This is a genomic window from Candidatus Symbiopectobacterium sp. NZEC135 (assembly GCF_025962695.1).
The window spans coordinates 78,063-96,383 of sequence record NZ_JAGFPF010000013.1 but is presented as its reverse complement, the minus strand read 5'-3'; the positions used below and the strand labels follow the sequence as shown (position 1 = coordinate 96,383).

The 18,321-nt window shown below is 55.4% G+C and carries 16 protein-coding genes; all 16 read left to right on the top strand.

The window, feature by feature from the left end; all coding sequences use genetic code 11:
* Positions 1 to 3,468: AMP-binding protein (locus J5224_RS09740; RefSeq protein ID WP_264625188.1), on the top strand; the 3,468-nt coding region annotated here is incomplete at its 5' end.
* Positions 3,465 to 3,629: a hypothetical protein gene (locus J5224_RS09735; protein WP_264625187.1), complete on the top strand. Its 165-nt coding sequence runs from the start codon at positions 3,465 to 3,467 to the stop codon at positions 3,627 to 3,629. The genes J5224_RS09740 and J5224_RS09735, both read left to right, overlap by 4 nt.
* The gene (locus J5224_RS09730) at positions 3,626 to 4,750 is read left to right on the top strand and encodes a saccharopine dehydrogenase NADP-binding domain-containing protein (RefSeq protein WP_264625186.1); all 1,125 of its coding nucleotides are present in this window, start codon (positions 3,626 to 3,628) and stop codon (positions 4,748 to 4,750) included. Before J5224_RS09735 ends, J5224_RS09730 begins: the two co-directional genes overlap by 4 nt.
* Positions 4,747 to 5,034 (top strand): hypothetical protein, encoded by a 288-nt coding sequence (locus J5224_RS09725; RefSeq protein ID WP_264625185.1) that lies wholly within the window; start codon positions 4,747 to 4,749, stop codon positions 5,032 to 5,034. The genes J5224_RS09730 and J5224_RS09725 overlap by 4 nt, the downstream gene beginning before the upstream one ends.
* The gene (locus J5224_RS09720) at positions 5,031 to 5,792 is read left to right on the top strand and encodes a thioesterase II family protein (protein WP_264625184.1); all 762 of its coding nucleotides are present in this window, start codon (positions 5,031 to 5,033) and stop codon (positions 5,790 to 5,792) included. Before J5224_RS09725 ends, J5224_RS09720 begins: the two co-directional genes overlap by 4 nt.
* A 3-nt stretch (positions 5,793 to 5,795) precedes the next feature.
* The gene (locus J5224_RS09715; protein ID WP_264625183.1) at positions 5,796 to 6,500 is read left to right on the top strand and encodes a class I SAM-dependent methyltransferase; all 705 of its coding nucleotides are present in this window, start codon (positions 5,796 to 5,798) and stop codon (positions 6,498 to 6,500) included.
* Positions 6,493 to 8,172 carry a (2,3-dihydroxybenzoyl)adenylate synthase gene (locus J5224_RS09710; RefSeq protein WP_264625182.1) on the top strand — a complete coding sequence of 560 codons (1,680 nt, stop codon included), beginning with the start codon at positions 6,493 to 6,495 and terminating at the stop codon, positions 8,170 to 8,172. Before J5224_RS09715 ends, J5224_RS09710 begins: the two co-directional genes overlap by 8 nt.
* Positions 8,156 to 9,499 carry a salicylate synthase gene (locus tag J5224_RS09705; protein ID WP_264625191.1) on the top strand — a complete coding sequence of 448 codons (1,344 nt, stop codon included), beginning with the start codon at positions 8,156 to 8,158 and terminating at the stop codon, positions 9,497 to 9,499. The genes J5224_RS09710 and J5224_RS09705 overlap by 17 nt, the downstream gene beginning before the upstream one ends.
* Positions 9,500 to 9,533: 34 nt before the next feature.
* Positions 9,534 to 9,716: a helix-turn-helix domain-containing protein gene (locus J5224_RS09700; protein WP_264625181.1), complete on the top strand. Its 183-nt coding sequence runs from the start codon at positions 9,534 to 9,536 to the stop codon at positions 9,714 to 9,716.
* Between the two features lie 273 nt (positions 9,717 to 9,989).
* Positions 9,990 to 10,412 carry a hypothetical protein gene (locus J5224_RS09695; protein WP_264625180.1) on the top strand — a complete coding sequence of 141 codons (423 nt, stop codon included), beginning with the start codon at positions 9,990 to 9,992 and terminating at the stop codon, positions 10,410 to 10,412.
* Positions 10,403 to 12,172, top strand: a complete 1,770-nt coding sequence (locus tag J5224_RS09690; protein ID WP_264625179.1) for an ABC transporter ATP-binding protein — start codon at positions 10,403 to 10,405, stop codon at positions 12,170 to 12,172. Before J5224_RS09695 ends, J5224_RS09690 begins: the two co-directional genes overlap by 10 nt.
* Positions 12,173 to 12,418: 246 nt before the next feature.
* Complete coding sequence (locus J5224_RS09685; protein ID WP_264625178.1) at positions 12,419 to 13,528, top strand: hypothetical protein; 1,110 nt, start codon at positions 12,419 to 12,421, stop codon at positions 13,526 to 13,528.
* A 346-nt stretch (positions 13,529 to 13,874) separates the two neighbouring features.
* Complete coding sequence (locus J5224_RS09680) at positions 13,875 to 14,858, top strand: autoinducer 2 ABC transporter substrate-binding protein (RefSeq protein WP_264625190.1); 984 nt, start codon at positions 13,875 to 13,877, stop codon at positions 14,856 to 14,858.
* Between the two features lie 54 nt (positions 14,859 to 14,912).
* Complete coding sequence (locus tag J5224_RS09675; RefSeq protein ID WP_264625177.1) at positions 14,913 to 16,397, top strand: sugar ABC transporter ATP-binding protein; 1,485 nt, start codon at positions 14,913 to 14,915, stop codon at positions 16,395 to 16,397.
* Positions 16,390 to 17,364, top strand: coding sequence for an ABC transporter permease (locus J5224_RS09670; RefSeq protein WP_264625176.1), 975 nt, complete (start codon positions 16,390 to 16,392; stop codon positions 17,362 to 17,364). The genes J5224_RS09675 and J5224_RS09670 overlap by 8 nt, the downstream gene beginning before the upstream one ends.
* On the top strand, positions 17,361 to 18,314 hold the full coding sequence (locus tag J5224_RS09665) for an ABC transporter permease (protein WP_264625175.1): 954 nt from the start codon (positions 17,361 to 17,363) through the stop codon (positions 18,312 to 18,314). The genes J5224_RS09670 and J5224_RS09665 overlap by 4 nt, the downstream gene beginning before the upstream one ends.
* The last annotated feature ends 7 nt before the right edge of the window (positions 18,315 to 18,321 follow it).

The window sequence follows — 18,321 nt, the reverse complement described above, 5'->3', positions numbered from 1 at the left end:
CCTGCGCAAGTGGAAATGTTGACCATTGCGGCCCATGACCGTGGGTTGCCGCAGTCGCTGCGGCTGGTGATGGTGGGGGGCGATCGCATCTTGTACCCCTTGCCGCATCAGTTATGGGCGTTGGCACCTCAAGCACGCTTTGCGGCCCTGGGCGGCATGACTGAGGCGGCAATCCACACCACCTGCTACATCGTCACCCCGGATGAACCCTGGTGGCCCGCGGCGCCGTATGGTGAACCGCTGGCAAATATGCGCTGTCGAGTGGTGGATGGGCAGGAGCGCGATTGCCCGAATGAGGTGAAAGGCGAATTGTGGGTCAGTGGCGTAGGGCTTGCTGACGGTTACATTGGTGATGCGCAACGCAGTGCACAAAAGTTTGTTGTACGACAGGGGATCACTTGGTATCGCACCGGTGACCGGGCCTATTACCGCGACGACGGTGTGCTGGTTTTCTGTGGGCGCGCTAATGGGCAAGTCAACGTAAGGGGATACCGCATTGAACTGGCTGAAATTGAAGGCGCGTTAGCGCGTCTGCTTGAGGTTGATGCAGCGGTCGCAGTGGTACTTGATACCCCTTCTCAGTTGGAAGTGATGCCAGCACAACAGATCCGCTTGCGCCATGATGCCACGCAGCGTTATCAGCCGTTTCCCCTGAACGACGTTCAGCAGGCCTATTGGCTTGGTCGACGTGACGGGTTTGTGCTGGGCGGGATCGCCGCCCAGTGTTACCACGAATACGAACTGGACCATGCCGATCTGATGCGTCTTGAGCACGCCTGGAACCAGTTGGTCACCCGGCACGATATGCTGCGCTGCGTTATCGGCGAGGATGGTCAACAGCACATCATGGAAGAGGTTCCCTATTTTTACTTCCGCTACCATGACTTACGCCATTTGACCGATGCATCAGCACAGTTGGCACTGCTTAGAAATCGAATGGCACACCAGGTTCTGGCTACCGGTAGTGGCAGGCTCTATGACATTACGCTGATTGACTATGGCGCAGGAAAATCGCGACTTGCCGTGCTGTTCGATCATTTGATTGTCGATGGTTTAAGCATGTTGACGCTGTTTAGTGAATGGTTAGAGTGCTACCACAATCCGGAGATCGAACTGCCTGCGCTGACGATACAATTCCGGGATTATCAGTGCTGGCGCACGCAGCAGGGGCAAGCGCAAGAGGATATCGACTATTGGCAACGGCGCTTTGATGCGCTGCCGCCTGCGCCCGCATTACCGACACGCATGCCGCCTGCTGCCATCATTACGCCGCGCTTTCATCGACTGGAAGCGCGGCTCGAACCCGCACTGTGGCGACAACTCAGCGATCGCGCGCGTCAGGCGCAAATTACCCCCTCGGTGCTGCTCTTGACGTGCTTTGCGGAAACGCTGAGTCGATGGAGTGGACAAAAAGCACTGGTGATCACCTTGACGCAGTTCGATCGCCAACCTCTTCATCCCGACATCAACCGCGTGGTGGGGGATTTTACCTCGCTGACGCTGGCGGAGTATCACGCCGAAAACGCAGAGAGCTGGCTAAGGCATGCCCAGCGGTTGCAGGAACAAGTGTGGCAGGATCTCGGGCACGCCTCCGTGTCCGCCATTTCGGTACAGCGCGCGCTAGCACAACGGGCAGACAATGACATGCAGGCCGCACCAGTGGTGTTCACCAGCATGCTGGGGGTGACCGATGCGCTGGCTAAAGCAGTGCCCTGGCCGACCTACACCCGTTCACAAACGCCGCAAGTATGGCTCGATCATCAAGTCATTGATTTAGCCGATGGCGTGTTGCTCAGTTGGGATTATCTGGAAGAGCTGTTTTTGCCCGCCATGGTCGAGCAGATGTTTGCCTGGTACTGCCATACGCTGCGCGCGTTGGCAGGCAATGACTGGCTCGCGCCGCCCATTCGTGATTTACCGGTTGTGCAGCGCCAGATGCGACTTCAGGCCAACACCTCCGGGGGCCCGATGCCAAACCATCGGGCGTTGCATGACGCCTTTTTCAATCAGGCGCAGCAGTGGCCTGAGCGCCCGGCGCTGTGGGATAGCGTGAACGGCTACCTGAGCTACGGCGCGCTGCGTGAACAGGCGCTGACGGTTGCCGCCGGACTGCTTCATCGAGGCATCCACGCAGGGGATTGTGTGGCATTGTGCCTGCCATCAGGTCGCGATCGCATGGTGGCGTTACTTGGCATCCTTGCTGTCGGAGCGGCCTATTTGCCCCTCAATCAGGCACATTCTGCTGCGCGTCACGCGATGCTGTGTCGCAAGGGGCGTGTGAAAGCCGTCATTTGCGACAACAACCTTTCGTTCGCCTCACCGGCCTATTCACTGGCTTCGTTGCGCGACAACGCACCGTTAACGGCACCGATCATTCCACCGGATGACACGCTCGCCTACGTACTCTTTACCTCCGGCTCCACCGGGGAACCTAAAGGCGTGATGATTGAACACCGTAATGTGCTCAATACGCTGGAAGCGGTGTGTCAGCAACTTGATATCTCGGCACAGGATGTCTTTTTGGCCGTTTCCGCGCTGGATTTCGACCTGTCAGTGTTTGATCTGTTCGCCGCGCTGAGCGTGGGGGGATTAGTGGTGTTGGCGGAGGACGCACCCCATCATGATGCGGACCGATGGTTAACGCTGATGTCTACCCACGGCGTCAGCGTATGGAACAGTGTGCCTTCGCTGTTCGATATGTTGCACACCCTGGCGTGTGCGCGGCAGGTGACGCTGCCCGATCTGCGTATAGCACTGTTGTCTGGGGATTGGGTGAAGCCCGACAGCGGCGAACGGTTGCGCACGATTGCGCCGTCAGCACAGATGTTTGCGCTGGGTGGGGCTACAGAGGCCGCTATCTGGTCCACGATCTGGCCGATGTCGTCACCGCTACCGGAAGGGTGCTACACCGTTCCCTACGGTTTCCCACTGAGAAATCAGCGTGTACGCGTAGTGGACGCATTGGGTAATGACACGCCTGACTGGGTACCTGGTGAACTGTGGATTGGCGGGTTAGGGGTGGCGCGCGGCTATTGTGCGGATGCGCGCTTGACGGCGCTGCACTTTAACGGTGATTACCCGTGGCGCTGGTACCGTACCGGCGATCGCGGACGATACCGTCCGGATGGCGTGCTGGAGTTTTTAGGTCGTATCGATAGGCATCAGTTGGCGATGTCTTCGCCGCACGCAGCATTACTACTCCACAATAAAATCAGCGAGTTGCAGGATATTGTTGCTGCGTTATGGCAACAACTCGTGGAAGGGCCACTGCCAGCGGGCACTGACTCCTTCTTCCGTGCGGGCGGTAACTCGTTGCTGGGGACAAAACTGGTGGCTCAGGTGTGTGAACGATTTGCTATCAATCTGACCATAAAAGAGTTTTTCTCTGACGCAACTCTATCTGGCCTGTGTGCTTGCATTGAAAGGCATTTAGCCGACCGCGCTCGAATGAAGGAGGGATCCTTATGAAAGTACAAGGCGATGCGCTGTGTGACGCGCTGGAACAGGATATTGCCGCCATCTGGAACGAGGTGCTCGACACGGAGAATTTTAGTTGCATGACGCAGCAACACGCCGCGTCTCTGGCTGACTGTATCGCACGGCATACACGCCTGAAGGAGGCGCTGTGAAGCGGCTTTGCATCGCGATTCTAGGGGCAACAGGCAGTATCGGACGAGAAGTTACCCACTGGCTAGGCGCGGCAGGATACACATTACGCCTCGGAGCCAGACAGCCTGAGGCACTGCAAGCGCTGGCACAGCGGGTCAACGCGCAATCTCAGGTGGTCGATCTCTATCAGCAAGATGAACTGGATGCTTTTAGTCAGGGATGTGCACTGATGGTGAACTGTGCCGGGCCGTCCTATTTGGTGCTCGATCGGGTTGCGCGCAGTGCCGCACGGTCTGGTACACATTATATCGATGTATCTGGTGATGCACCGGTATGGCATTTGCTGCAACAAACACCGACCCGGGCACGGGGCTGGACCGCAGTACTCTCGGCTGGCATGTTGCCAGGGTTGGCCAATTTGATGCCTGACTGGCTGGGCGTTCTGCCCGATGATGCCATTACCGTTTACAGCGGCGGGCGTGAAAGCGTACGCGGTGTGGCAGCGGGCGATCTGGTGCTGTCGGTCAACGATCAGTACGGCAGGGTGGCGGCCAGTAGCTACTGGTATGGCGAAGCGAGCGCCTTCTGGGTTAAGGGGGAGCCGCATTTACGCCGGTTACCGACGGAAATGCGCCATGATTTGGCGCATTTCCCCGGTGAAGTAACGCTGCTCCCGTTTCTCAGTAGCGATGCTGAGCGCTTGGCATTACGCCATCAATTACGGGAGTTGCGTTGGTATAACGTGTTTAGCGGCAGCTTCTTGCGTGAGACGCTGACCGGTTTGCGCGGTTGGGTCAACAGTGCTGAACGCCTGACGCAGGCGGTGGCACAGGTTGAACAGGCCAGTGAACTCGATCTGCAGGGACACTCGCCGTATTACCGACTGGTGTTCGATCTTATCCCTCATCACGCACCGCGCCGCCGCGCGGTGATCTCCACCGACAGCAGCGCGGCGTTGACCGCCGCCGTGACGGTGAGCACGGTGAATGCATTATTACGCGGTGACATTTCCCCCGGCGTGCATTTCGCCGATGACGTCCTGATGGCAACACAAACCTTTAACGACGTTGTCCGTCTGCATCCGGGTACACAGATTCGTCAATACCTGCCTGATGATCGCCTCGAAGAGGGAAAACGATGACCAGCAAGTTCAAAGCCGTCGTGTGCGGCACCGCGTTTGGCCGCTTTTACCTTCGCGCGGTGTTCGATACCCAATGGCCACAGGCCATCCATCGGGCGTTGGATGCCTTTATCGCCAGTATCGGAAACCCCGTGCTGGCTCAGCACCAATCCGCCTGGGCATTGAGCGTCACGCGCAGTTGGCATCAGATTTCAACCCTGCTCGGTCCCCCCGCACTGATTGAACCCGGCACGCCACCTGAGGTGGCGCTGTGCCAGCAACCGTGCCAACAGGAGGCCGAATGACCCGCCATTTCTTGCGTTTTTTTTCTCCGCCCTCGGCGTCGCAGCCGCTGTTGATTTGTCTGCCCTATGCCGGGGGCGGAGCCAGCGCATTTCGCGCTTGGGCACCACTGTTTGATACGCAGATCGCCGTGGCTGCCGTGCAATATGCAGGGCGAGAAGATCGTTTTACCGAAGCGACTATCGATGACATGTCATGCTTGCTGACCACGTTGGTGAGCGAGTTGCAACGCGATATCGCGACCCGGCCCTACGCGTTGCTGGGGCACAGCATGGGCGGTGCGATTGCCCATGAACTGGCGGTTCAACTGGAAGCGCAGGGCATGCCGCCACGACATCTTTTTATCTCAGGTCGGCAGCCGCCCCGTTATCACCCGCGCGACAGTGCCATTCATCGCAGCAGTGACAGCGAAATTTTGGCTGAGCTGCGTCGTTTGAGTTCGCGCAACAATGCGTTGGTGGAATCGCCAGAATTGGCGGCCCTGCTGGTGCCTATTATCCGCAGTGATTATCGCTTGATTGAAAACTATCGGCCTCATAACACGCCAGTGATTGGCTGTCCGATTGATGTACTCGCAGGAAGGGACGATCCCTGCCTTCCCGTCGACCAAGCCTGCGCCTGGGCCGATTACACCTCGGCATCGTGTCAGGTGCATATTTTCCCCGGTGACCATTTTTTCATCAATCAGCAACGCGATGCGGTGGTTGACACCGTACAGCAGGCCTTCTTCTCCTCGCTCACTCCCTGCACAAAAGGATAAACAATGGACGATTTCTACTCACCCGTAGCGGAATATTATGACCTGGTGGCCAGAGCACATTCAGAAGGCGATGTCGTGTTGCGGGAGCGCCTTGCAGCCACCGCGTTAAACGGTGAACCGATCCTGGATCTCGGGGCAGGAACTGGGCGCACGGTAGCGGCCATTGCTGATAGCGTGCCACAGTGTGACATTTTGGCGGTGGAACCGGCACCGGCTATGCGCGCTGTGTTGATGCACCGGGTTATCAACGACCCGCATCTGCGTCAGCGCGTCACCGTGGTCGCTGAACCCGTGGAACAACTGCACCTGCCGGATAAATTGGGCGCCGTGGTGGCCTATGGCGTATTGGGGCATTTATGCCGGGAAAAGCGCCAGCAGCTATGGCAGCTACTGTTACCGCGCCTGTCGGCTGGCGCACCGATTTTTGTTGAACTACTGCCGCTGGATAAACCTGTCGTACTGCCCGCATTTCCGCTCGCTTGTGAAACGGTAGGTAAACGGCATTACACCGCATCATTGCAAGGCGAACCGGGGCCAGACGATACTATGTTGCTGACGTCCTGCTGGACGGTGCGCGGCGGGCCATGCCCGGCGCAGGTGATCCGTAATCAGAGCGTCTGGCATACATTTAGTCTGGCGGAACTTGCGCGGGAAGCGGGGTTGCGCTCAGAACGTCTCACCGCTCAGGCTGGGGTGCTTTATGCATAATAACGATTCGCAGGATGCTTATCTGACCGATACCCGTTTGCACGCTACCGATGCTCGGTGCTTGCCGCCATCGCTTGCCTGGCCGCCAGATGTCGCCCAGCGTTATCAGGATGCGGGCTACTGGCAAGCGGATACGCTCTCCACCCACATTATCCGTTGGCAACAGACCTACAGTGAACACATTGCCTTGATCGCCGAAGGGCACGCGTGGCCTTATTGGAAGCTGATTGGTCAGGGGCGGCGTTTTGCCACCATGCTCAGTCAACATGGCGTCTCTCCCGGCGACACGGTGTTGGTGCAGTTGCCAAACGGCGCTGATTTCGCCGTTGCCCTGTTTGCTTTATTGCTGATTGGCGCTGTGCCGGTCATGGTGGTGCCGACACTGTGTACCAAAACGGTGCTTCAGGTGGCGGTGCAAGCACGTGCTCGACGCTATCTGGGTAGCGCACGTCTCTGCCATAGCGAAAACGAGGCGTTGACCACGCAACTGGCGGAATGCGGGTGCCGTACGCTCTTCAGTGGCAAAGCGGATCGCTTTTGTTTTTGCCAGGATACGATGATTGCTGCTCCACCGCCAGGGGATGCAGCGGGCAACATTGCGCTGCTGTTACTGTCAGGTGGAACAACCGGTATACCGAAATTGATCCCGCGCACCCATGCTGATTATGGCTATAACTTTCAGCGCTGCGCCGAACTGTGCGCGCTGAGCGAGCGGGATCGCTATTTGGCAGTCTTGCCGATGGCGCACAATTTTTCGCTGGCGTGTCCCGGGGCGTTAGGGGTGTGGTCGCGCGGCGGTTGTGTGGTGGTTCCTGCCACGCCAGCACCGGAAGATGCTTTCGCAGCGATTGCCCGTTTTGGTGTCACACTCACGGCATTGGTGCCGTCGCTAAGCCAATGTTGGCTTGAAGCGCTGGACAGTGAACGCCCTGATTTGCGATCGCTGCGTCTGATTCAGGTGGGCGGCGCCAAACTTGATGCTATTCGGGCTGGTGCAATGCTGAATCGTTTCGGATGCCAATTGCAACAAGTGTTTGGCATGGCAGAAGGGCTGATCACCGCGACCAGGCTGGACGATACGCCACACACCATCCTTAACACGCAGGGAAGACCGCTGTGTGAGGATGACGATATTCGTATTGTGGACCCGGCTGGGATTGCTGTTTCCCCTGATAATGCGGGTGAACTATGGGTGCGCGGACCCTATACGATTCGAGGGTATTTCTGTACCGATCCCTCAGACGAGCAGCCGTTCACTCCTGAGGGTTTTTACCGTAGTGGCGATCGGGTTCGACGGTTACCGGATGGCAATCTGTGCGTCGAAGGGCGTATCAAGGAAACCATCAACCGCCACGGCGAATCCGTGGGGCCGGGGGACATCGAAGAGGCGTTGCGCCTGCATCCTGATGTGCGTGACGTGGCCGTTGTGGCCGGCTTGGATGAAACGGTACATGCAGTGGTGGTTGCCAAACGGTCACTGCTGTTGGCGGATTTGTGTGCTTTTTTGGAACACCAGGGCGTGCCTGTATCCCGATGGCCCGACGCGCTGAGCGTGGTGAAAGCATTGCCGCTTACTCCAATGGGAAAAATCAATAAACAGGCGCTAACGGCGCGCATCCTCGAACGTGTAAGGGAACAGGTAAAGGACAACCATGATGGGATATCACAGTAGACGGCATCTGATGTTGCCTGAGGCGCAATTACTGCCAATCATCGCGGAACTGCTCAACCAGTTGAAAGGGGAAGACCACTATGTCTATGAGCGACAATCCTGTTGGTATCTTGCGTTAGGGCAACGAGCCTCGTTGACCGTCGATGCCGCAGGCGAGCAGGCGACCACTATTACCGATAACGGCATCAGTACCACACGCGTCAAGGGATCGCCGGCGGAGCATGCCCGTCGCTTTCAAGCGGCACATGGCGGTGAAAATCTGCGCATCTATGGCGAAGCGGGGTTTCACTATGCGCTTTGCGTACAGGAGCACGCTTACAAACCAGGGCGTTGGCCTGTGTTGAACCTGGTTGTACCGCGTGAAGAACTGATTTTTTCAGATAATGGCGTCACCGTGTTGGCTGAGGACGCACTGCGTTGTCGGCAGTTGTCTGATTGGGTATTGAGCGCCGTTGCCGTGGCGAAACGTCGGGGGCGGGATGTCCAACTGGCGCAGGTTGCTGAACTCGCCTGCGATCGGGGCGATTACTGCCAGCGTGTATGCCAGGCGATTGAAGAAATTAACGATGCCTACTACAGCAAGGTGATTCTGGCACGGGTCATGCCGCTTAAACAATCGGTGGATATGGCAGCAACGCTGCTGCGTGGACGCCAGGCCAATACGCCAGTGCGCACCTTTTTATTGCGCCAGGGAGAGCGGGAAGCCGTCGGTTTTTGTCCTGAACTGTTGATGTCCGTCGAGCAGGACAAAGTGAGTACCGACACGTTGGCGGGCACCTGTCTACAGCATCAGGACGCTGCCCGGTCAAATGCCTTGCTGAACCATTCTTTAAGCGACGACAAAGAGATTGTTGAGCATGTGATGTCTGTCAGAGCGGCGGTAGAGGAAATGAAAGTGCTGTGCCAGCCGGAGAGTGTCGTTATCAATGATTTAATGTCGGTACGTCAGCGCGGCAACGTGCAGCACCTCGGCTCGCGCGTCAGCGGTGAATTGGGCTTCGGGAAGGACGCGTGGGATGCTTTTGATGCCCTGTTTCCCGCGATAACGGCGACGGGCGTGCCGAAGCGTGCCGCACTGTCGGCAATCGCCCGGCTGGAGTCGTCCCCGCGCGAACTCTACTCCGGTGCCATACTTTGGTTAGAGGGTAAAACGCATTTCGAAGCGGCACTGGTGTTGCGTTCTGCGTTTCAGGATAGCCATCAGCGTTGGTTACAGGCCGGGGCCGGGGTGATTGCGCAGTCATCACCCATACGTGAATTCACAGAAACACAGGAAAAGTTGGACAGTATTGCGCCTTATCTGGTCTTCCAGCAAAAAACGCGGTAAGGGTGCAACATCGAGGGACTGGAGGAAGGGTTACATGTCATCAGTACAACATCTCTCATCGCTAAAACAATTAAGCGAGCAGCGACTGATGCGTGCGCGAAAAGGGCTGGAATCGGAAGGATGGACGGTGAAACTTGGCTATCAGCACCCCAGCAATTTCTCTACCGCCTATCGTCGTAAGTTTGGTCGTTGCCCCCGTGATGTGCTCAACGTCTGATTCTGGCGCCTGTCACTAACGCCCAGCACACGCTGCGTGCTGAAGGCGCGCTGGGATTGCATTGCACCCATCACAGCAAGGGATATCACGCTCATTTTCAAAATAATGGTCACCCCGGTAACGTTGCCGCCTTCGATCAGCAAGGATGATTGCAATATGACATGGTGACCGGACGGGCCACGCTACACTATCTCATCGTGGCGTTATCTAACGCGATGCTGTTTGCTGTGGGCATCACCCCTTCATTACCCCAGCAATAAGGAGAGCCCGTTAATGACGGAGCCGATAAACCCTTTATCGTCACCTACTGATTCGCTTGAGAGTATCAAACCAGCGTCACTGTTAGCCCCTATTCGGGGCTGGATTTTGCTTGCAGCGCTGCTGCAAATGCTTTCGGCTGGGTTGGTATTGGTCCCGCTGGTTGAATTATGTGAATTGATTAAGGTGTTGATGGGCGTATCGCTGACGCGGTATCAGGAGGCCTGGCACGTGATTATGCTGGGCTGCGTCTGTCTGGCTTTCGGCTTGGCCCTGCGTGGCCTGTCGGAACTGATTACGCATCTGGCTGATAATCATTTGGCCTTGTCGCTGCGCCGCCAATTAGCACAACGTCTGTCTCAGGCTCCGCTCAGCTGGTTTACCACCCAGAGCAGCGGGCGGATCAAACAAGGGCAACAGGAGGCCATATGCTGTTGATGCGCCTGACCAGACTGATGGGGAAATCTCACGCGTTGCTGCTGCGTCATTATTTGCTGTGGGTGTGCGGCTATTGTCTGATGCAGGGGCTGACCTTTGTACTGGTGGTGCCCATCATTCGCGCCCTGCTGGATCTCCGTGTGGATGATGCCTTGCTGTGGTTGATGCCGTTAGGCGTTGGCGTGGTGCTGACCGGCTATTTGCATTATCGCGCTGTGTACAGTGGATTTCAGGTGGCCGCAACGCTGATGAATCAACTGCGCCGCCGCATTGGCGATCATGTGGTCACCCTTCCTCTCGGCTGGTTTGTGCGTGCCAACACCAGCCGCCTGGGTCTGTTGCTCAGTCAGGGCGTGATGGAGATCCTGGGATTACCCGCCCACCAGTTAACCCCTTTGTTGCGGGCGGTGATAACGCCTGTGGTGGTGGTGGTGGCAACCAGTTTTTTTGACTGGCGCGTAGCGCTGTGCGCGGCGTTTCTGTTTCCCATGTTAGGGCTGGTGTATTGGTGGGCAGGACGACTGGGGCGTACCGCCGACCGGGCTGTTCAGACTGCCAATGTACAGGCGTGCGATCGCATGGTGGAGTTCGCGCAAAGCCAGCCGGTGTTACGCACCTATGGCAAAGCTGCGCAGGGATATCCGCAATTTGATCAGGCGCTTGTGGCGCAAAGTCGGGCCGCACGGCGTCAACTGTGGCTGGTGTTGCCGCCACTGCTGCTGAACACCTGGTTGGGACAGTTGGCGTTGATGGCGTTGATGGTGGGAATTACCTGGCTGGTGGTGATTGAGAGAGACACGGAGCAGCAAACTACGCTGTTTGCCTTGCTGGTGCTGGTGAGCCGGGTTATCGACCCCCTCAGTGAAGTGGCCTCCTACAGCTCGGGCATCCGTATGGCGTCAACCCAAATGGAGGCAGCAGAAAACGTGTTGTCGCAGCAGTCGTTACCGGCACCGACAGAGCCCGTGCCTTTACCGCAACACTACGGCATCGAGTTGCGGGATGTGGCTTTCAGTTACCAGCAGGGCGTTCGGGTGCTGAAAAATGTCTCAGCGACGCTGCCAGCCAACAGCATGACCGCCGTCGTGGGGGCATCCGGCTCGGGGAAAACCACGTTAACCAAATTGATTGCCCGCTTTTTCGATCCAGATAGCGGCGTCATTGCTATTGGAGGCATTAATGTAAAACATTTACCGGTTGCGAAACACATGAATATGATTTCGCAAGTGTTTCAGGACAATTACCTGTTTAGCGGCACCCTGCGGGAAAACCTACTGATGGGAAACCCGACGACCGATGATGACACGTTGCAAAACGTCTTGAAACTGTCGCGTTTGGACGAGGTGGTGCAGCGCTTACCGTTGGGTCTGGATAGCCGGGTTGGCGAAGGGGGCAGATTGTTGTCGGGTGGTGAACGTCAGCGTGCCGCACTGGCGCGCGCATTGCTGAAAAATGCGCCAATCTTGCTGTTGGATGAAGCAACCGGTGCATTGGATCCTGAAAATCAGGAAGCGATCGCTCAGGGACTTAACGCGTTGCGTGGCCGCTGCACCATGCTGGTCATCGCGCACCAACTGCACACCATCCGCAGTGCGGACAACATTATAGTGCTCGATCACGGGCAAATTGTGGAGCAAGGCAACCATCAACAGTTATTGACCATGAACGGACGCTATGCGGCCTTTTGGCAGGCAAAAGTGCGCGCTGAAGGATGGCTCATTGTGCATCCCCGAGAAGAACAAGGAGAAGATGATGTCTGAGTCTCTGTGTGATAGTCAGCATTGCGCGGCGCGTCAGGCTGTCGTGAGCGCGTTAGCCAAAGGCGAAGGGGGTTTTGTATTGGATATTGCTGCCGACCCATAGGGTTATAGTAGTAGATTGCCTTAATTCACGCGTGTCATGAAGAGAAATTACAGTAGTTAAAAAATAATGGCTTCTTTTTTTAAAGAATATCCTGTGTCAACGGTGTAAAAATCAGTATCTTTTCAACTCGATAAGTTATTCTTATGTCTATATTGATACCGCATCGTTCGTACTCAACAATTATTCCATCATCGCCGTTATATGATTCAGAAATGCACAGTCATCAGCTCGGTGTGCTTATTTCAGCGGCTATCGAGGGGACACCTTTACATCGTGACGGAGGTGATGGTGTCTCGGTCAAAGAACACCTTGACAGCGTGTACCACCGGGCAAAAAATAATTGTTGTGAAAGCCTTGAGTTATTACAAAATATCGCCCTTGGAAAAGGTGAAATTGCAATGCTCGCCCAGGATTACCTCTGCCGTATCGTGTGCCAGGATGAGGACGGTACAGCCCATGTCGCCAAAAGGGCGCGCGCCCAATGCCAATCGTTAATCACAGATTTCCCCCAGTGGATCAATAATACGTTTCTACAAGACCGATTTACGCTACTGTTCATCGCTGGCACGCACCTCAAAGATGAGGGACCCCACGCGGATAATATACCGGCTCTGGTGAAAGAAAAGATCGTGCAGCTCGATCATTTCCCCGTCAAACCGAAATGGTACACCCCGCAACACGGGACGTTTGATGCAGTAGATTACGCCACCTTCAGCGACAACAACCGTCAACTGCGCTATGCGTTACCTCAAGACGGTGCCTGCCAGTTTCGCGCGGCCTTGATGCTACGTGATAGAAACGAAAATTGGTTGGATGTCGATAAATCGATTATCTTGCAGGAAATAAAAGCCACTGATTGGGAATCTAAAATACAGATAGCGATTAAAAATGCCATTACTGGCATGGGCGAGCTTTACGGCTATGTTCCTGACACTGAGGGGGAAAGTGTTGATGCGATAATTTACAACAACACCATTGCGAACGGTGAGTTTTCGCTCTATTCACCACAAGCGGTAAGAGACGCATTGCCAGACGTATTAAGGAAAATAAAATATCAGAAAAAGGGCAATGACTATTTATCTTATATGTCTTTTGAACAGTGGGAAAATTTCACACACCTTATTTCTGAAAATTTGATTTATCAATTGAACATCAACGTGCATGACAGCACATTGCCCTACGCGGAGTGCAATATCGAACAGGCGCATTACAATGTGATCGTTGCCTCAGATGAGCGCTTTCCTCGTACTTAGTTTCAACTATGCTTTAGGGGTAAACAGCGATTTTTGATGACTGTCGCCATCACATCATTTCGTTGCTTATTATATTGATGCTAACAATGAGAGTTGCATCACACTCTAACGAGATGGGGTGTTTATCCATATAAATAGCAGGAAACTGCATTTCTCGTTGTCCGCCCCAAGATTACCCTTTCTTGGATTTTTTACTGAAAAATCACCCTACTTAGACAATAAACGTAAGCTGGAAAAATAATCTCCATCGGCAGATGACGCGGCGGCGTTATATGGAACACCGCATCACGGGGAAGTCACTGTGACGCAGTTCCCTAGCAAATGGTGAGTAACGAGGCTGAAAATGATGAAAAAACGTCTTCTCTGTGGCGTAGTGTCCTCCCTGTTGTTGGGCATGTCGCTTATCGCAACACCAGTCTATGCAGAACAAAAAACGGTCGTCAATATCGCAAAAGTGGACGGCATGCCCTGGTTCAACCGTATGGGCGAAGGTGTCGTTCAGGCCGGTAAAGATTTCAACGTCAATGCGACCCAAGTGGGGCCAGCCAGTACCGATGCGCCGCAACAGGTCAAAATCATCGAGGATCTGATCGCTCGCAAAGTCAATGCTATTACCATCGTGCCGAATGACGCCAACGTGCTGGAGCCGGTGTTCAAGAAAGCACGTGATGGCGGCATCGTGGTGTTGACCAACGAATCCCCGGGGCAGCCCAGTGCCAACTGGGATGTGGAGATCATTGATAACCAAAAATTCGCTGCGGAATACGTGGAGCAGATGGCAAAACGTATGGGGGGAAAAGGGGGCTACGTCATCTATGTCGGTAGCCTGACGGTGCCACAGCACAACCTGTGGGCTGATTTGCTGGTGAAATACCAGAAAGAACATTATCCCGATATGTTTGAAGTTACCAAGCGTATGCCGGTAGCGGAAAGCGTGGATGATTCGCGTCGTACCACGCTGGATTTGATGCGCGCATATCCCGATATGAAAGCGGTGGTGTCCTTCGGTTCGAACGGCCCCATCGGTGCCGGGCGAGCAGTGCAGGAGAAACGCGCAAAAAATAAAGTGGCGGTGTACGGCATGATGATCCCATCGCAAGCGGCATCGCTGATCAAAAGCGGTGATATCACTGCGGGCATCACCTATGATCCTGCCAGTGCAGGCTATGCGTTAGCCGCGGTTGCCAGCACGTTGCTCAACGGTGAAGCGATCGCCGAGGGTTTCTCGGTTAAAAATCTGGGCAAAGCAGATGTGGATAACGAAAAACGCATTATTCGTTTCCACAAAGTGTTGCTCGTAACCAAAGAAAATATCGATACGCTCTATTGATTCTGCTTATTCGGGGCGCACTGCGCCCCGCTTTCCTGTTTGCCAGGGGGTGTTATGGAACCATTCCTGTCCCTGAGCCATGTCAGTAAAACGTTTCATGGCACGCGTGCGCTCAATGATATTTCGCTTACCTTTATGCCGGGCGAAGTGCACTGCCTCGCCGGACAAAACGGCTGTGGCAAGTCCACGCTCATCAAGATTATTTCTGGGGTATACCAACCGGATGCCAAGGCGCGCATCGCGCTAGGCGGTAAGATCTGGCCTAAATTGACGCCGGGTGCGTCAGTGGCACAGGGTATACAGGTTATCTATCAGGACTTATCGCTGTTTCCCAATCTTAGCGTTTGGGAAAACATCGTTATCAACCACTATCACCACGGCCTGTTGGTGAAACGCAAGGCGCTGCGCCAGGTTGCAGAGCGCGCGTTGGCCAGCATCAACGTCAACCTACCGCTTGACGCACTGGTGGAGTCACTCTCGATTGCGCGCTGCCAACTGGTGGCTATCTGTCGGGCGTTAGCGCAGGATGCCCGGCTGATCATTATGGATGAACCCACCGCCTCCTTAACCCATCAGGAAGTGGAAGGGCTGCTGCACGTGGTACGTCAACTGCGTGAGCGCGGTATCTGTGTGGTGTTTGTCAGCCACCGGTTGGAAGAGGTCATGGCGGTATCCGATCGCATCACCGTGCTAAAAGACGGCAACCTGGTGGGAACCTATCCCGCCAACGACATGAGTACGCGTCAACTCGGCATGCTGATGACCGGACAAGCGTTTGACTACCAGATTCGCGAACCCTGGCAGGGTGATGCGGCACGCAAGGTGCTGGAGGTGCGGCAACTCAGCCGTGCGGGCGAATACCGCGATATCTCGTTTTCGCTCGGCGCAGGGGAAATTGTGTCTATCATCGGGCTGCTGGGGGCGGGGCGCACCGAACTCTGCCTGAGTCTGTTTGGTATGACGCGCCCTGATAGCGGAGAGATACGCATCGAAGGGCAAACGGTGCAGTTACGCAGCAACCGTGACGCACTGCGCTACGGCATTGGCTATGTGTCGGAAGATCGTATGTCGCGCGGGTTGGTGATGGCGCAGTCCATTGAAGACAACATTATCAGCACCATTTTTGACAAAGTGCGCAATGCCTGCGGACTGATTAACAAAAAACAGGTGCAGGCGACGGTAGACCGGTTGATCGCGGCACTCAGTATCAAAGCACCCGACCCGCGCTTGCCGGTGAGTACGCTGTCAGGCGGTAACGCGCAGCGCATTTCCATCGCCAAATGGCTGGCAATCGATCCACGGGTACTGATTCTGGACAGTCCCACGGTTGGCGTCGATATCGCCAATAAAGCCGGGATCTATCACATCATCAGCGAACTGGCCGCACAAGGGATCGCCATTCTGATGATCTGTGACGAACTGGATGAAGCCTGGTATCAAAGTCACCGTATTCTGGTGATGAAACAGGGGGAAATCCATCATACGTTCACCCCGGGTAGCAGTAGCCCTACGGAAATTGCCGGAGTTGTCAATGGCTGATTTAAAACATTACCGGCATGAAATCTGGCTGGCGTTGCTGATTTTGGTGCTGTTTATCGGGTTGGCGTGGCGTAGCGATGAGTTTCTGACGCTGGGGAATTTGTACGATTTGGTCAACAACTACGCCATGTTGACCATTCTGGCCTGCGGGCTGTTCATGGTACTGATTTCCGGCGGGATCGATATCTCCTTTCCGGCCATGGCAATCATCGCACAGTACGTGATGGTGCTGATACTGCGTGATATCGGCGGTAACTTCATCGTGGCTTACCTGATTGCCGGCAGTGTGGGCATCTTGTTAGGCAGTGTGAATGCCATTCTGGTTAATCGGCTGCGAGTGCCTTCCATCATCATTACCATCTCCACGCTGAACATCTTTTACGGTCTGCTGCTGTGGTTCAGCAAAGGGGTGTGGCTGTACGACTTCCCCGCATGGTTTGAGTCAGGCTTTATGCTGTTCAAATACACCGATGCTGATGGCTACGACTATGGGTTGGGTTTACCCATGCTCACCATGTTCGCGGTGCTGGCGTTGACCGCTTTTATCATGAATTTCACCACCGTTGGCCGCAAGATTTACGCGTTGGGCGGAAATCGTGAATCGGCCAGCCGGCTGGGATTTAGCGTATTGCTGCTGCAATGGTTTGTTTATGGCTATATGGGGCTAATGTCCGGCGTGGCGGGCGTGGTGCAATCCTGGACGGTGCGTACCGTCGCCCCGGACTCGCTGCTGGGCTACGAACTGACAGTGCTGGCTGCGGTGGTGTTGGGCGGCACTAGCCTGGTAGGCGGGCGCGGTACGCTTATCGGTACCGTGCTTGGGGTGATCCTGTTGGCGGTGTTGCAGAATGGGTTGAATTTGCTGGGCGTCTCTTCCTATTGGCAGACCTTGATCACCGGCATCATCATTGTGGTCAGCATCAGTGCCACGGCGTGGAGCCAGCACCAAAACCGGAGTTTGCTATGAAGATATCGCTGCGCGAGAACGTAGAAACCTACCTGATGGGGTTGCTGGGGCTGACCGTGATTGGGTTTAGCATCACCATGCCGCAGGTGTTTTGGTCGGTGAATAATTTTCAGTCCATCGCTTCGCAGATGCCGGTTCTCGGCATATTAACGTTGGCGATGGCCGTGACCATGCTGTGCGGTGGCATCAACCTGTCGATCATTTCAACGGCAAATGCCTGCTCGTTGGTGATGGCCTGGGTAGCGGTCAGCTATCCGCCGTCGCTGTTGACCGTGGTCGCCACGCTGGTGGCGGGCGTTGCGGCAGCAGGACTGATTGGGCTGTGTAACGGCGTATTGATTGCCGGCCTGCGGGTATCGCCGATCCTGGCGACGCTGGGCATGATGACGCTGCTCAAGGGGATCAATATTTTGATTACCGGCGGCAGCGCCATTGCCAATTATCCCGAATGGGTGCTGTGGTTAAATCGCGCGCAGTGGTTTGGTGTGCCGCTTCCGATGTGGCTGTTTGTGGTGGTTGCTATCGGGCTCTGGCTGGTGTTGGAGCGCAGCACGCTGGGCAGGGCGATTTATCTTATCGGCTCCAATGAGCGTGCCACCGGGTATTCCGGCATCAACACGCGCCGGGTGCTGCTGTGGGTGTATGTGATTTCCGCACTGTTGTGCGCCGTGGCGGCGTTTTTAATGATGTCTAAACTCAATTCCGCCAAAGCCTCTTACGGTGAGTCTTACCTGTTGACTTCCATTTTGGCGGTGGTGCTTGGCGGCGTGAATCCCGATGGCGGCAGCGGAAAGATTGTCGGCATGGTGCTGGCATTGATCCTGCTGCAAACCATTGAAAGCGGTTTTAATATTATGGGCGTCAGCCCGTACCTCACTCTGGCGCTGTGGGGGGCTCTGCTGCTGTGTTTCATCGGCGCGAAAGGACAGTTGGGGCTCAATAACGCATAATCATGAC

Bases quoted from the DNA above. Each gene is read 5' to 3' on its own strand.
- J5224_RS09700 (WP_264625181.1), top strand. From the start codon at position 9,534: ATGTCATCAGTACAACATCTCTCATCGCTAAAACAATTAAGCGAGCAG.
- J5224_RS09675 (WP_264625177.1), top strand. From the start codon at position 14,913: ATGGAACCATTCCTGTCCCTGAGCCATGTCAGTAAAACGTTTCATGGC.
- J5224_RS09685 (WP_264625178.1), top strand. From the start codon at position 12,419: ATGTCTATATTGATACCGCATCGTTCGTACTCAACAATTATTCCATCA.
- J5224_RS09715 (WP_264625183.1), top strand. From the start codon at position 5,796: ATGGACGATTTCTACTCACCCGTAGCGGAATATTATGACCTGGTGGCC.
- J5224_RS09665 (WP_264625175.1), top strand. From the start codon at position 17,361: ATGAAGATATCGCTGCGCGAGAACGTAGAAACCTACCTGATGGGGTTG.
- J5224_RS09710 (WP_264625182.1), top strand. From the start codon at position 6,493: ATGCATAATAACGATTCGCAGGATGCTTATCTGACCGATACCCGTTTG.
- J5224_RS09725 (WP_264625185.1), top strand. From the start codon at position 4,747: ATGACCAGCAAGTTCAAAGCCGTCGTGTGCGGCACCGCGTTTGGCCGC.
- J5224_RS09695 (WP_264625180.1), top strand. From the start codon at position 9,990: ATGACGGAGCCGATAAACCCTTTATCGTCACCTACTGATTCGCTTGAG.
- J5224_RS09705 (WP_264625191.1), top strand. From the start codon at position 8,156: ATGGGATATCACAGTAGACGGCATCTGATGTTGCCTGAGGCGCAATTA.
- J5224_RS09680 (WP_264625190.1), top strand. From the start codon at position 13,875: ATGAAAAAACGTCTTCTCTGTGGCGTAGTGTCCTCCCTGTTGTTGGGC.
- J5224_RS09690 (WP_264625179.1), top strand. From the start codon at position 10,403: ATGCTGTTGATGCGCCTGACCAGACTGATGGGGAAATCTCACGCGTTG.
- J5224_RS09720 (WP_264625184.1), top strand. From the start codon at position 5,031: ATGACCCGCCATTTCTTGCGTTTTTTTTCTCCGCCCTCGGCGTCGCAG.
- J5224_RS09735 (WP_264625187.1), top strand. From the start codon at position 3,465: ATGAAAGTACAAGGCGATGCGCTGTGTGACGCGCTGGAACAGGATATT.
- J5224_RS09670 (WP_264625176.1), top strand. From the start codon at position 16,390: ATGGCTGATTTAAAACATTACCGGCATGAAATCTGGCTGGCGTTGCTG.